Raw genomic sequence first — 14215 nt, 5'->3', positions numbered from 1 at the left:
TTTTGTTTGCGCAGTTTTTAGCCACGCCCTTCGCGAGGACCCATCCATGGCCGATAAAACCATCGATCACGCCTTCACCGCCACGAACCTGACGTCGTCGGCCACCGACCCGACCTTCGCCGGCGCGCTTTCCTTCATGCGCCGCCGCTTCACCAAGGATCTTCAGGGCGCGGACGCCGTCGTCTGGGGTATCCCGTTCGATGCCGCGACCTCCAATCGGCCGGGCGCCCGCTTCGGGCCGCAGGCAATCCGTCGCGCATCGGCGATCTTCGACAACGATCCGCAGTATCCTTTCCGTCGCGATCTCTTCGCCGAGATGGCGGTGATCGACTATGGCGACTGCCTGCTTGATTATGGCAATCACGCCGAGACACCGGCGGCAATCGAGCGGCAGGCCAGCGCCATTCTCGACAGCGGCGCCTTCCTGCTTTCGCTCGGCGGCGATCATTTCGTCACCTGGCCGCTGCTCAAAGCCCACGCCGCCAAGCATGGTCCTCTCGCGCTCGTGCATTTCGACGCCCATCAGGACACCTGGTTCGACGACGGACGCAGGATCGATCACGGCTCCTTCGTCGCCCGCGCCGTGCGCGAGGGGCTGATCGATCCGGACTGCTCGATCCAGATCGGCATCCGCACCCATGCCCCTGATGACTGCGGTCTCGCGGTCGTCTACGGTCATCAGGTGGAAGACATGACGGCCGCGGAGATCGCCTCCCTCATCGTTTCGCACACCAAGGGCGGTGCTTCCTATCTCACCTTCGATATCGATTGCCTCGATCCGGCCTACGCCCCGGGCACCGGCACGCCGGTCTCCGGCGGACCTTCCAGCGCCAAGATACTCTCCGTGTTGCAGCGGCTGCACCAGCTCGACATCCGCGGCGCGGACGTCGTTGAAGTGGCCCCGGCTTACGACCACGCCGATATCACCGCCATTGCCGGGGCAACGGTGGCGATGTATATGCTCGGGCTTCATGCCGAGCGACGAGCCGGCGGCCGCTGACGCCGTTATGATTTTGAATCAACTGCCTGGCAGAATGATTCCGAAAGCATGTCCAACCCACTGAAAGAGAAGACAATCATGGAACCGAAGATCTTCATCGATGGCGAACACGGAACGACGGGCCTGCAGATCCGCACGCGCCTGGCCGATCGCCGAGATGTCGAGATCCTGTCCATTCCGGAAGCCGAACGCCGTAACGCGGCGATGCGCGAAGACATGCTGAACAGCGCCGACATCGCGATCCTCTGCCTGCCGGACGATGCGTCCAGGCATGCCGTTGCGATGCTTTCGGGGAACAACAGTGTCCGTGTCATCGACACCTCGACCGCCTTCCGCGTCGATGCCGGCTGGGCCTACGGCTTTGCCGAAATGGATCGCGCTCAGGGCGACAAGATCCGCGATGCGCGCTTCGTCGCCAATCCCGGCTGCTATCCGACCGGCGCGATCGGGCTCATTCGGCCGCTGCGGGACGCGGGCATTCTGCCGGACGGCTATCCGGTGACCGTCAACGCGGTTTCGGGCTATACCGGCGGCGGCAAGCAGATGATCGCGCAGATGGAAAACCCTGAACACCCGGATGCGATCACGGCGCCGCATTTCCTCTACGGCCTGCCGCTTGCCCACAAGCATGTGCCGGAGATGACCGTCCACGGCCGGTTGGACCGCGCCCCCATCTTCGCGCCTTCGGTCGGAAAATTCCCGCAGGGCATGATCGTGCAGGTGCCGCTGCATCTCGACAATCTGACGCCCGGCGCCACGCTCGAAAGCGTCCATGCGGCGCTCGTTGCGCATTACGCCGGACAGGAGATCGTCGAGGTCGTGCCGCTCGACGAAAGCCGTGCCCTCCCCCGCGTCGACGCCGTGGAACTCGCCGGCAAGGACACGATGAAGCTTTTCGTCTTCGGAACGCCCGGCGACGCTCAGGTCAATCTGGTGGCCCTCCTCGACAATCTCGGCAAGGGTGCGTCTGGAGCCGCCGTCCAGAACATGGACCTGATGCTGTCGGCCTGAGCGATGGCCGAAATCGGCATGGATTTAGGACTGCGCCGGCGCTGGCATATCGCCAGCGAGGCGCTGATCGCCGACACCCCGAGCAGCCGCGTCTACCGCGTCGAACGTCAAGGCGCTTCATCCGCCATTGTGAAAATCCTGAAGCCGCACGGCGTCCATGAACGTCCGGGCATCGACTACCTCGACTGGCGCGATGGCCATGGCGCTGCCGAACTCCATGATCGCACGGATGACGCCTGCCTCATCGAGGATGCCGGGACGCTCACTCTTAGCGACTACCACCAGCAATATGGTGACGCGGCGGCGACCGACATCGTACTCACGGTACTTGCCGAACTGCACGCCCCCTCGCCGACGCCTCCGCCACCGGAGCTCGTGCCGCTGCGGCAGCATTTCCGCGCCCTATTCGACGGCGCCGGACGGCAAAGGCCCGAGTTGGGCGATATGCTCCGCTGGACCGCGGCGCTGGCGGACGAGCTTCTGGCTGCGCAGACGGACATCCGCCCGTTGCATGGCGATCTCCATCACGACAACATCGTGTCCGGCGGACCGCGCGGCTGGCTTGCCATCGATCCGCAGGGTCTGATCGGCGATGCGGCCTACGATGTCGCCAACATATTCGGCAATCCCTTGGGCGGCGCCAAGGATATCCTGGATCCAGCGCGCATCGAGCGGCTCGCCAATCGCTTCTCGGGCGCGCTCGGCTGCTCGCCGGACAAGATCCTGCGCTACGCCGCCGCTCATGCCGGGCTTTCGATATGCTGGTCGATGGAAGGTGAGCCGTCGAAGGCGGCGGAAGAGAATATCGCGGAGCGCCTAGCTTTCGCGAAGCTCGTGCGCCAGCGCCTCGCCGCCCAGCAATAGACATAGCCATGAGCCGCGCTGCGACGGCTCACGATCAATTGCGCGAAGCGATCGCGGTCTGGCGCGGCATTTCGCTGTAGAAACCGCGCCAGTTGGCGATCGCAAAGCCGAAGACGATAAGCGCGCCGGCCTGATGCATCAGCGCCAGGTGCAGCGGCACCTGCATGACGAGCGTGGAGATGCCAAGAAAGGCCTGAACCAGCACCAGCACGAAAAGCACGACCGAGCGGCGCGCATGCGTCGTCAGCGGGGCGGCCTTCAGGGATACGATCATGTTGAGAAGAACGACCGCGAAGAGCACGTATGCGCCGAGGCGATGCGCGAACTGCACCGCCTTCGGGTTCTCGAAGAAATTGATCCAGGCCGGTGTCTGCACGAGCAGCCCATCCGGCACCACCGCACCGTCCATCAAGGGCCAGGTATTATAGGAGAGCCCGGCGTCGAGGCCGGCCACTAGCGCGCCGAGGTAGATCTGGAAGAGCGCGAGCACGGCAATGACACCGGCAAGCCAAGCGCCATGCCGCGTCGGTGGTGGATCGCCCGAATGCGGCGTCAGCGCCCGCATGATCCACATGCAGGACGCAAAGATCAGACAAGCTGTGACGAGGTGGGTGGCAAGCCGGTACTGGCTGACATCGGTGCGCAGCGAAAGGCCGGACGAAACCATCCACCAGCCGATCGCGCCCTGCAGTCCGCCGAGCGCCAATATGCCGACGAGCGGCCAGCGTAGCCGCCGCTCGATGCGCCCAGTCGCCCAGAAGAACAGGAGCGGCAGCGCGAAGACGACGCCGATACCGCGAGCGATCAGCCGGTGCACCCATTCCCACCAGAAGATGGCCTTGAACTCGTCGACGGTAATGCCCTTGTTGAGTTCGGTATATTGCGGAATGCGCTGATAGAGCTCGAATTCCTCCTGCCACTCCGCCGCGCTAAGCGGCGGGATGACGCCGTGGATCGGCTTCCACTCGGTAATCGACAGCCCCGAATTGGTCAGCCGCGTCGCGCCGCCGACCAGCACGAGACAGAAGAGCGTGAGCAAGACGAAACCCAACCAGATACGCACGGCGCGCCGATTGCGGTCCTGACGAACCACGTCCTTGCGGACGGCGTCTTCCAAGGTGAAATTTGCAGCGGTCATCGGCGCTCCCTCATTCCGGCTGTTGATTTGCCCCATGGTGCCGTGCAAAACAAGGCCCCAGGCTTTGCGGCATGCGGTCGCGCCTGTTTATGCAAGGACCAGACATGCCCGTTCGTCTCAGAAAATTCATCGGAATGATCCTGATCGTCGTCCTGGTCGTGCTGTATTCGATGGTGGCAACGACGATCGCGGTCAATGCGCTCGCAACCTCGCCGTGGTGGGTGCACCTTGCCTATTTCGTCCTGACCGGTCTCCTCTGGGTGGTGCCGGCGATGCTGATCATCAAGTGGATGGCGGGTCCGCGCGTACGCTAAAGCGACTTAACGCGCAGCTAACCGTGATCAGCGGAAATCAGCAAACACGACTGCCCGTAAACCAAGACGCGACATACCTCTCTTAAGTTTTGTCCGAAGCTTTTGACGGAGACCGCGCGCTTGTCCATGCAGCAATCAGATATCCTGACGCCAGCCGCCGACCGGGCGGAGGCGAGCGCGCGCCATCATTTGCCGCTCGGCTCTCTGTCATCAGCCGCAAGCGATGATCTCCGGGTTGAATGTTTCGACACCATGGCGCCTCTGGAAACAGAGTGGCGCGCCCTTGAGCGCGACGACCTTGCGTCGCTTCACCAGAGCTACGACTGGTGCGCGGCATGGGTTGCGGCGCATGGACGCCCGCTTGCAATTCTTCACGGCACGCTCTGCGCGCGCTCGGCCTTCATTCTGCCGATTGAAATCATCCGCCGGCCGATGCTGATGCGGGCCGAATTCATCGGTGCGGCGCACAGTAATATCAATACCGGGCTGTTTTCGAGGGAATTCACCGCTTCCGCCGGCGACATGCCACTTCAATCACGTCTGGCCGACGCCCTGCGCGGCAAGGCCGACCTTCTCGTTCTGCGCAACGTGCCTTTCGCCTGGCGCGGTCAAGCTTCGCCGCTTGCCGCCCTACCTGCCGTCGAGACACACAATCGAGCCTTCCAGCTTCCGCTGCTCGGCTCGATGGAGGAGACGCTTGCGCAAGTCAACGCGAAGCGGCGCCGCAAGAAATATCGCCAGCAAACCCGCGTGCTGGAGGAGGCTGGCGGCTACGAGCACGTCATCCCCACAAGCGCGGAGGAACAGCGGGCGATGCTGGATCTCTTCTTCCGCCAAAAGTCGGAACGCTTCCGCGCCGCCGGCCTGCCGGACGTGTTTCGGACGGCGGAGATCCGCGACTTTCTGCATCGCCTGCTCGATTGTCGCAACGAAACCCACCCGTACGAGGCCCTGGAACTGCATGGCCTACGGCTCAAGGGCCGGCACGAAGGCGACATCGCGGCGGTCGCCGCCCTTTCCCGCAAGGGCGATCACGTCATCTGCCAACTCGCGTCGATCGACGAGAGCCTATATCCCGAGGCGAGCCCCGGCGAACTGCTGTTCTGGCTGATGATCGAGCGGGCGGAGCAACAGGGGGCAAGGCTCTTCGATCTCGGCATCGGCGACCAACGCTACAAGCGCTCATGGTGCCCCGTCGAGACAGTCCAGCATGATGTCATCCTACCGATCTCGGCAATCGGCCGCGCAGCGGCAACCGCCGCACGCGGCGCGACTTACGCCAAGGCTGCACTCAAGGCAAATCCGCGGCTATATCGATTGCTCCAGAGGTTGCGGGCGGCTGGCGGCCAGAAAAGCGCTGCCACACAAGGCGACACCGACTAGAGAAGTGTGCGCGTTTTTCGGACGACATCAGGTCAACTGGGTCAGGCGGCATCCCGGTCGGAATGCGGCATGCGCTCTCCACGCCAGCCAGACATGAGGATCAGATGCTCATATCCGGCCTTCTGGAATGCCTCCATAGCGGCCAGGAACTGGTGCTCATCCGGCTCGGGCATCGAGAGAATGATCTCGACATCCTTGGCGCGGGTGAGCCGCGCAACGCCCTCCACGTCGGCCGCACCACATTCGACCAAAACCAAATCATAGGCCGACGAAAGCCCGTCCAAAATCATCGAAAGCCGGTCGGCACCACGCATGGCCTGGCGCATATCGCTCGCCCCCTGCGGCACGAGATGCGCATCCGACAGACGGTCCGGATGAATGGTGTCGGCAAACGCCGCCACGCCGCAGAGAAGATCGGTAACCCCGGGGAGCCCCGGCCGTTCCGCCATCAGCCGCGACGGGCAGGCCGAGCCGGTCATATCGACGAGAACCACACGACGGCCCCGGTCGGCAAGCGTTCGCGCCAGCATCACCGTTTCCGTCGAACCGACGTCACCATGCGGAGACAAGGCAACGGCGATCTGCGCATTCCGCTCGACGAGATAGTCCGCGACGGTCTGAATGGAGAAATCCTCGACCTCCCCACTGTCGGCCTCCGCATCAAGCTCGACGCTTTCTTCCATCTCGCGCGCCAGCGCCTCATCGGGTGCCACCATGAGGAGGCTTGCCGGAATCCGGTCTGCGTTTGCGGTGCTCGATGCTTCGGGGACAGCGTGCGCGGCGGCAGCTACCCGCCGGACAAACGCCCCCTCCTGCGTGCGCACCGGCTTCAGCGCGCGGCCGCTGAAGAGTTCCGCGAGCATGATCACGATCGACGTCAGGAGGAAGGACGCGAGAGCGGCGACAATGACGATCGGCACGGCTTTCGGGAAATAGGGATCGCTCGGCTCCACCGCGTTGGAAACGACGCGCGCGTCGGCCGGGCTCGAGCTTTTGTCGGTCCGTGACGCTGCTTCGCGATAACGCGCCAGATAGGTCTCCAGCAGCTGGCGCTGGGCCGTCGCTTCGCGCTCCAATGCGTTGAGGCCCACCTGATCCTCTCCGGCGCGGGCGCTGTCGGCCTTCAAGGCGTTCGATTGCTGCAGCAGTTGCTGTTCCCGCAACTCGGCGACCTTGGCCTCGTTTTCGATGCCCGAAAGGAGCTTTCGCGTTTCGCGTTCGATCTGCTGGCGGATGTCGGCAAGCTGTGCGCGCAGGCTCCTCAGCCGCGGGTGACCGTTCATGAGCGTCGTCGAGAGATCGGAAATCTGCGACTCAAGACTGGACTCGGTGGCGCCCAACCGTTGCATCGTCTGCGAGGCCGCCACATCCGCAAGCGTCGTGGTCGGGAGGCCGGACGACAATGCGCCTCGCACCGCCTGGGCTCTTGCCGTCGCATTGGCCTTTTCGGCGCGAACCTGGGCGAGCTGCGTGGAAATGTCCGCCAGTTGCTGCGTGGCGAAGGTACTGGTCTCGCTCGTCTGCAAGAGACCGTTGGCGGAGCGATATTGGGCGACCTTCTTTTCAGCGTCCGAGACCTTGTCTCGCAGTTTGGCGATCTCCGGCTCGAGCCATTGCTTTGCCTCGGAGTTGGAATCGAGCTTCGCGCCGCTCTCGACCGAGAGATAGACGGCGGCCATGGCGTTCGGCACACGCGCCGCCAGCACTGCGTCGCGCGAGGTGAAGCTAATGCCGATGACGCGCGAGCTGTTGACCTGGTAGACTTGCAGCCGATCCGTGAAAGCGTCGAGCATACGCTCCTCGGGCGCCTTGCCTGCCCCTCCCTTGCTCAAATGCAGGAGGCTGAGGATGTTGGAGAGCGCCGAGCTTCTCGACGCCGCGACGAACTCAGGCCTGTCGTAGAGCTTGAGATCGGTGATCACCTGCTTGATCAGATCCGCCGATTGAAGGATCTGGACCTGGCTCGCGATATTCAGTTCATCGAGCAGCGCTCCGGCATTGGGATCGCCGCCTTCCCTGGTCGCCGTTGCAAAGGCAGGCGCGCGCGGCTCGATCAGCAGCCGCGCCTCGCTGCGATATTCCGGCGATATGATCTTGGCGGCCACGAAGGCGAAGGCGGCGACGGTCAGCGTGATCCCCAGGACACGGCGGCGACGCTGCCAGACGGCGCCGACGAGCTGCCTAAGATCGATATCCACATCCTGCTGATGGCTGTTTACGCCGGACATACCGCACTCCGCACAATAGTTTGGTGGGCAACGTAAACGACCACGGTAACCCAAGCGTTAAGCGCCTCCCCGCCAGCCATTTCGCTGCGGCCCGCGCCTTGTCGAATTCCGTCCCGTCTTTACCGGCCGTTAACCCTAACGGATCGATAACGATGACACTGTTTCGACATTTTCTCCGATGTGAGCTGCGGATGCCCTTCGCAAAGTCAAAGATGATCCCGGCACTCGGCGCGGCCGCCCTGGCCTGTGCCTTGAGCGCGTGCGCGACCTATCAGCCGGCACCGAAGGCGTTCAATCAGGCGACGATACAGCCCTACATGCTGGACAGTGGCGATCGCCTGCGAATCACGGTCTTCGATCAAGAAGGGCTTTCGAATACCTACTCCGTCGACCAGGCCGGCTACATATCCTTCCCGCTGATCGGCCAGGTGGCCGCGCGCGGGCGTACGCCGCAGCAGCTTTCGGGCGATATCGCCCAGAAACTGAAGCAAGGTTACGTGCGTGATCCCGACGTTACCATCGATGTCGACCGCTATCGCTCCGTCTACATCATGGGCGAAGTCGGCCAGCCCGGCCAATATTCCTACGTGCCGGGCATGACGGTGCAGAACGCCATTGCCGTTGCCGGCGGTTTCACGAGCCGCGCCTACCAGGGCGACGCCGACATCACCCGCAAGATCAACGGCCAGGTCCTGACGGGACGGCTGAAGATTTCAGCGCCGGTGCTCGCCGGCGACACTGTCTATGTCCGCGAACGACTGTTCTGATCGCCCATGGACATAGTCAGGCCGCTCCGCATCCTCCATTGCTTCCGCTCACCGGTCGGGGGCATTTTCCGCCATGCCCGCGACCTTGCGCGCGAGCATAGCGAGGCCGGCCACGAGGTCGGCATCCTTTGCGACAGCTCGACCGGGGGAGAGCACGAGGACCGTCTGTTCGACGAAATCCAGCCCTATCTTTCCCTCGGCCTGACGCGCATCCCCATTCGTCGCTCCATCCACCTGGGCGACTTCGGAGCCCTCTGGGAAAGCTACAAAAAGATCAAGAGCTTGCGGCCGGACGTGCTGCATGGGCACGGCGCCAAGGGCGGCGTGCTGGCGCGCGTCATCGGCTCAGCCTTGCGGGTCAACAGGTATAGCGTAGCCCGCGTCTACACCGCCCATGGCGGCAGCCTGCATTTTTCCCGCCGTTCGCCGCACGGGCGCGCCATTCTTTCGATGGAGCGGATGCAGGAATATTTCACCGACGCATTGATCTTCATCTGCGACTACGAGCGGCAAAGTTATGTCCGCAAGGTTGGTATCCCCCGGATCAAGGCGCGGCTGATCTACAACGGCATAGACGATGAAGAGTTCGCGCCGATCCCGGTGCGCTCGGACAGTGTCCATTTCGTCTTTATCGGCATGCTGAGAGACCTGAAGGGTCCCGATCTATTTGTCGATGCCTTCGCAAGGACCGAGCGCAGAGTCGGCAGGCCGCTGTCGGCGCTGATGATCGGCGATGGGCCCGAGAAAGTGCGCTATCGCCGCATGATGGTCGAGCGCGGCCTCGGAAACCGGATCGGCATGCTGCCCGCCATGCGCATCGAGGATGCGTTTGCAATGTCGCAGAATGTCGTCGTGCCGTCCCGCGCCGAATCCATGCCCTACATCGTGATCGAGGCGGTCGCGGCACGAAAGGCTGTCATCGCCTCCCGCATCGGCGGAATCCCAGAAATTCTCGGATATGACAGCGCAGCGCTCGTGGCGGCCAACGACCCCGACGATCTCTCCCGCGTCATGGCGGCCGCAATCACCGAGCCACACTGGCGCGAACGCACCATGCCGAAGCCGGAAACAGTCCGCGCAGTCTTTTCGAGCTCGGTCATGGCTGCCGATGTCTTGAAATTATACAGGGAAGCACTCGGATTTTCGAGCGACCGCTAAAATGCGAGCGACCTGCCTAAACGAACTTTAGTGATCACTTTTGTACGTTCTGCCTGCAAAGGCTGGGCAGAAAGTATCATGACGAATAGCAAGAGGCGCGAGCCCCTCGATCTCGACGAATTTCGCAGGCAGGCAGTCGCGGTCCGAAGGACCGGCAGAACAGAGCAGGTCCAGCCTGGGCAGCAAGGCGCCGTCAGCCCGCTGGCGCGTCGCGTCGCCGACCAGCTTCGCAGCGACAATCTAACGCCTACGATCATCATCGGCCAATTCCGGATTTTCGAACTTCTCTGGCTGATCGTCATTGCCTTTGCCGTGTTCTATTTCGGCGGAGAGACCGATCTTTCCCTGGCAACGCGAGCCACTGCTGCGACCGGCGTGTCGGTGCTCGCCATCCTCGCGCTGCAGCTTTCCGACAGCTATCAGGTGCGCGCGCTCAGGAGCCGTGTGCGGCTTTTGCCCCGCGTTATCGCCGCCTGGTCGACGCCCTTTCTTCTCATGCTGCTGCTCGACAGGTTCTTCGAAGCACCGCGGATCTTTCCTCTTGGCGTCCTCGCCTCCTGGTTTCTCGCCGGCGCAGGCTTCCTCACGATCGGGCGCCTGCTCTTCGCCATCTGCATCCGCAACTGGGCACGCAACGGCGTTATGGAGCGCCGGGCCGTCATCGTCGGCGGTGGCGATTCCGCCAGGGAACTCGTTCGCGCGCTCGAAAACCAGCCCGACAACGACATTCGCATCTGCGGCATCTTCGACGATCGCGGCATCCAGCGTTCGCCTGTCGTCGTGGCTGGCTATCCGAAGCTCGGCACCTTTGGCGAGTTGGTGGAATTCGCGCGGCTGACGCGCGTCGACATGCTGATCATCGCACTGCCGATGAGCGCGGAAGACCGCATTCTCGAACTGTTGAAAATGCTGTGGGTTCTCCCGGTCGATATCCGGCTTGCCGCCCACGCCAACAAGTTGCGTTTCCGTCCGCGTGCCTATTCGCATGTCGGTGCCGTACCGATGCTGGATATCTTCAACAAGCCGATCCGCGACTGGGACATGGTCGCCAAGCGCGCCCTCGACATCGTCTTCAGCCTGCTCGCGCTTGCCCTTTTGTGGCCGGTGATGCTGGCAGCCGCGATCGCCGTCAAGGCGACGTCGAAGGGGCCGGTGCTCTTCATGCAGGCGCGTCACGGCTTCAACAACGAGACCATCGATATCTTCAAGTTCCGCTCGATGTATACGCATCTCGGCGACCCGACAGCCCGCAACGCCGTTACCAAAAACGACCCTCGCGTGACGCCGGTCGGGCGGTTTCTGCGCAAGTCGTCGATCGACGAACTGCCGCAGCTCTTCAACGTGCTCCTTGGCAACCTCTCCCTCGTAGGTCCGCGCCCGCATGCCCTTCTCGCCCAGACGCGCGACCGCGCCTATAGCGAGGTGGTCGAAGGCTATTTCGCCCGCCACCGGGTCAAGCCCGGCATCACCGGCTGGGCGCAGATCAACGGTTGGCGCGGCGAAATCGACCACGACGACAAGATCCGGTTCCGCACCGCCTACGATCTTTACTACATCGAGAACTGGTCTCTGTTCTTCGATCTGAAGATCCTTTTCCTCACCCCGTTTCGCCTCTTCAACATGGAAAACGCGTATTGACCGCCGCCGCAGACGTTTCGCGCGTAGCGCAGCCGCAGCTTGCGACGCTCAGGCTGATCGGCACCGGGTGCATTGCGCTCGGCGTTTTCCTCTCGGGCTTCGTCATCGATGAGCCGGCTCCTTACGAGCTATGGTTGGCGCTCCTGATCGGTGTCTGGTTCGTTCTCGGCCTGAAGATCTCCCGCAGCGTCGCCCCTCTGCTCGTCCTCTTCGTGACCTTCAACGTCGGCGGCATGCTGTCCCTGACGCAGATGCGCGATCTTGCCGACGGGCCGATCTACAGCGCGGTTTCCACCTTCCTCGCGCTCAGCGCCGTGTTCTATGCCGCGATCATCGGGGACAACGAGAAGCGGCTGACCCTCATCTTCAATGCCTGGGTGATTGCCGCGATCATCACCGCAAGTCTCGGCATTCTCGGCTATTTCCACGCCTTTCCCGGCGCCGAGGCCTTCACCCGCTACGATCGGGCGATGGGCGTCTTTCAGGACCCCAACGTGTTCGGGCCCTACCTCGTGGCCCCGGCCCTCTTCCTCCTGCACGGCAGCCTGATCGGGAACTTCCGCAAAGCGCCGCTGAGGGCGGCGGGTCTTGCCATTCTGCTGTTCGGGATCTTTCTGTCGTTCTCGCGCGCCGCCTGGGCTCTCTTTGCCTTTTCCGCCATTGCTCTTGTCTTCTTCATGCTGCTCAAGCATCGCAGCAATGCGTTCCGCCTGCGCATCATGGCGCTTTCGCTGGCTGCAGTCATCCTTGCCTTCGTCGGGCTGATCGTGGCGCTGCAGTTCCACCAGGTGAGCGATCTGTTCTCCACCCGCACCCAACTGGTGCAGGACTACGACGGCGGTCACCTCGGCCGCTTCGAGCGCCACCGGCTGGGCTTCATGCTGTCGATGGAACGGCCGCTCGGGATCGGGCCGCTGGTCTTCAGCACCCTGTTTCGCGAAGACGAACACAATATCTGGCTGAAGTCGCTGACCACCTATGGCTGGCTCGGCTTCTTCTGCTGGGTCAGCGTGATCGTCTGGACGATCTATATCGGCTTTCGAAACGTGCTGAAGGATCGGCCCTGGCAGCCGTTTCTCCTGGTCGCCTGGATCACCATTCTCGGCCATGTCGGCATCGGCAACGTCATCGACACCGACCACTGGCGCCATCTCTACATGCTGATCGGCATCGTCTGGGGCTGCGGCGCCCTGGAGCATCGCCGGTCCGCCCGCTTGAGAGCAGGCGCATGAGCGGCGCGCCTCTATCGTTGTTGCAGGTGCTGGAACCGAGCGGCGGCGGGTCGGGACGGCATTTCCTCGACCTCTGCCGCGCGATGCAAGACCGCGGCCATGCTGTTACCGCCATCTATTCGCCGATCCGTGCCGAGGAGGCTTTCGTTGCGGAGTTGATGGATCTCGGACTTAAAGCCGTCCACGCCGTCGCCATGCGTCGCGCCCCCCATCTTTCCGACATCTCCGCATGGCGGCAGATCCGGGAAATCGCACGCGTTAACGGTCCGTTCGACATCATCCACGGCCATAGCTCCAAAGCGGGCGCGCTGACGCGGCTCGGCCTTCCGGGTCGGCTAACACCTGTGGTCTACACCCCGCATGCCTTTCGCACCATGGATCCGACCCTCGGCCTCACGGGCCGGCTGATATTCGGCGGCATCGAGCGGATGCTAGGGAGATGTTTCTCCGACCGGGTGATCTGTGTCTCCGGCGACGAGCGCGACCATGCGCGGTCGCTTGGCATTCCCGAGGAACGTCTGCGCGTGGTTGTCAACGGCGTCGAGCCGCCGCGAGGCGGCCACCGCGCCGCCATCCGCACCCGGTTCGGCATTCCCGCCGACGCGGTCCTCTTCGGTTTTGTTGGACGGCTCGCCCATCAAAAGGCGCCGGAGCGGCTGATTGATGCCTTTGCACGGGTCGCGACGCGTGAGCCCGCCGCCCGGCTGTTGATGATCGGCTCCGGCGAACTCGCATCTGAGATCCGCACCCGCATCGGCGAGTGCTCTCTGGAAGGCCGCGCCTTACTTGGGGAAAGCATTCCCGGCCCAGCGGCCATCGACGCCTTTGACGTGGTCGTCGTTCCCAGCCGTTACGACGCCATGTCCTATGTGGTGCTGGAGGCGGCGGCGGCCGGCAAGCCGCTGATAGCGACGAACGTCGGCGGTGTCCGCGCGGTGATCGACGCCGGGGAGAATGGGCTTCTCGTCGATAACGTCGATAATCCTGAAAGGCTGGCCGATGCCATGGCGCTGCTCGCGGACCGCGAGACGTTGCAGCACGCCACCCGGATGGCGGAACGTCGCCGCGGCCGCTTCACGCTGGAGCGCATGGCCGACGAGACCGAACAGGTCTATTTCGACGTGCTCGGACGCAGCGTCCCCGCCCCCTTGCACGAGGCGGAAACAGCCCTAAGATTGACGGCATGATCACACCTGCGCAAATCCGTGCCGCCCGCGCGCTGATCGGGCTTTCCCTCGAAGAACTGGCAGCGGCCGTCAAGCTGCCGCCTTCCAATATCGAAGCCCTCGAGAAGGACGGCTCGGCCGACCCCAAGGCGCTGTCGGCCCTGCGCGCCGAACTTGAAGCGCGCGGCGTATTGTTTCTCGCCAGCGGCAGCAAGGAAGCCGGAGGACCCGGCATCCGGCTGAAGTCCTGGGAAGAGGACGGCGGCATTCGTCCCGAAAATCTCAACGCCACCAACGACGACTGAGCGCCACTCAA

General features: G+C 63.3%; 13 protein-coding genes. 11 read left to right on the top strand and 2 right to left on the bottom strand.

From position 1 onward, the window contains the following. The first annotated feature begins 46 nt into the window (after positions 1-46). The 3 genes from speB to AB4048_RS23205 all read left to right on the top strand — a co-directional run bounded on the left by speB (position 47) and on the right by AB4048_RS23205 (position 2875). On the top strand, positions 47-1000 hold the full coding sequence (gene speB, locus AB4048_RS23215; RefSeq protein WP_442204354.1) for an agmatinase: 954 nt from the start codon (positions 47-49) through the stop codon (positions 998-1000). 78 nt (positions 1001-1078) lie between these two features. After that, a complete protein-coding gene (gene argC / locus AB4048_RS23210) occupies positions 1079-2011 on the top strand; it encodes an N-acetyl-gamma-glutamyl-phosphate reductase (protein WP_442204353.1) in 933 nt (310 codons plus the stop codon). An 18-nt stretch (positions 2012-2029) separates the two neighbouring features. Continuing rightward, the gene (locus AB4048_RS23205; protein ID WP_442204352.1) at positions 2030-2875 is read left to right on the top strand and encodes an aminoglycoside phosphotransferase family protein; all 846 of its coding nucleotides are present in this window, start codon (positions 2030-2032) and stop codon (positions 2873-2875) included. 34 nt (positions 2876-2909) lie between these two features. On the opposite strand, the gene AB4048_RS23200 is transcribed toward AB4048_RS23205, so the two are convergent. Then, complete coding sequence (locus AB4048_RS23200) at positions 2910-4013, bottom strand: COX15/CtaA family protein (RefSeq protein WP_442204351.1); 1104 nt, start codon at positions 4011-4013, stop codon at positions 2910-2912. A 104-nt stretch (positions 4014-4117) separates the two neighbouring features. Here AB4048_RS23200 and AB4048_RS23195 point away from each other — a divergent pair, with 104 nt between their 5' ends. Beyond that, the gene (locus AB4048_RS23195) at positions 4118-4327 is read left to right on the top strand and encodes a DUF2842 domain-containing protein (protein ID WP_442204350.1); all 210 of its coding nucleotides are present in this window, start codon (positions 4118-4120) and stop codon (positions 4325-4327) included. Between the two features lie 120 nt (positions 4328-4447). Beyond that, on the top strand, positions 4448-5710 hold the full coding sequence (locus AB4048_RS23190) for a GNAT family N-acetyltransferase (RefSeq protein ID WP_442204349.1): 1263 nt from the start codon (positions 4448-4450) through the stop codon (positions 5708-5710). 41 nt (positions 5711-5751) lie between these two features. Here the strand turns inward: AB4048_RS23190 and AB4048_RS23185 are convergent, their stop codons facing one another. After that, a complete protein-coding gene (locus AB4048_RS23185) occupies positions 5752-7938 on the bottom strand; it encodes a GumC family protein (RefSeq protein ID WP_442204348.1) in 2187 nt (728 codons plus the stop codon). 191 nt (positions 7939-8129) lie between these two features. Here AB4048_RS23185 and AB4048_RS23180 point away from each other — a divergent pair, with 191 nt between their 5' ends. The 6 genes from AB4048_RS23180 (at position 8130) to AB4048_RS23155 (ending at position 14204) form a co-directional block, all read left to right on the top strand. Continuing rightward, positions 8130-8705 (top strand): polysaccharide biosynthesis/export family protein, encoded by a 576-nt coding sequence (locus AB4048_RS23180; protein ID WP_442204347.1) that lies wholly within the window; start codon positions 8130-8132, stop codon positions 8703-8705. 6 nt (positions 8706-8711) lie between these two features. After that, positions 8712-9863 (top strand): glycosyltransferase family 4 protein, encoded by a 1152-nt coding sequence (locus AB4048_RS23175; RefSeq protein WP_442204346.1) that lies wholly within the window; start codon positions 8712-8714, stop codon positions 9861-9863. A gap of 78 nt (positions 9864-9941) precedes the next feature. Next, positions 9942-11501, top strand: a complete 1560-nt coding sequence (locus AB4048_RS23170; protein ID WP_442204345.1) for an undecaprenyl-phosphate glucose phosphotransferase — start codon at positions 9942-9944, stop codon at positions 11499-11501. Beyond that, positions 11498-12733: an O-antigen ligase family protein gene (locus AB4048_RS23165; protein ID WP_442204344.1), complete on the top strand. Its 1236-nt coding sequence runs from the start codon at positions 11498-11500 to the stop codon at positions 12731-12733. Before AB4048_RS23170 ends, AB4048_RS23165 begins: the two co-directional genes overlap by 4 nt. Next, positions 12730-13920: a glycosyltransferase family 4 protein gene (locus tag AB4048_RS23160; protein WP_442204343.1), complete on the top strand. Its 1191-nt coding sequence runs from the start codon at positions 12730-12732 to the stop codon at positions 13918-13920. The genes AB4048_RS23165 and AB4048_RS23160 overlap by 4 nt, the downstream gene beginning before the upstream one ends. Beyond that, positions 13917-14204: a helix-turn-helix domain-containing protein gene (locus AB4048_RS23155; RefSeq protein WP_442204342.1), complete on the top strand. Its 288-nt coding sequence runs from the start codon at positions 13917-13919 to the stop codon at positions 14202-14204. Before AB4048_RS23160 ends, AB4048_RS23155 begins: the two co-directional genes overlap by 4 nt. The last annotated feature ends 11 nt before the right edge of the window (positions 14205-14215 follow it).

The sequence above is a fragment of the Rhizobium sp. RAF56 genome, from assembly GCF_052113965.1.
Lineage (GTDB): Bacteria > Pseudomonadota > Alphaproteobacteria > Rhizobiales > Rhizobiaceae > Rhizobium.
This window is presented reverse-complemented; position numbering and strand designations above follow the sequence as displayed.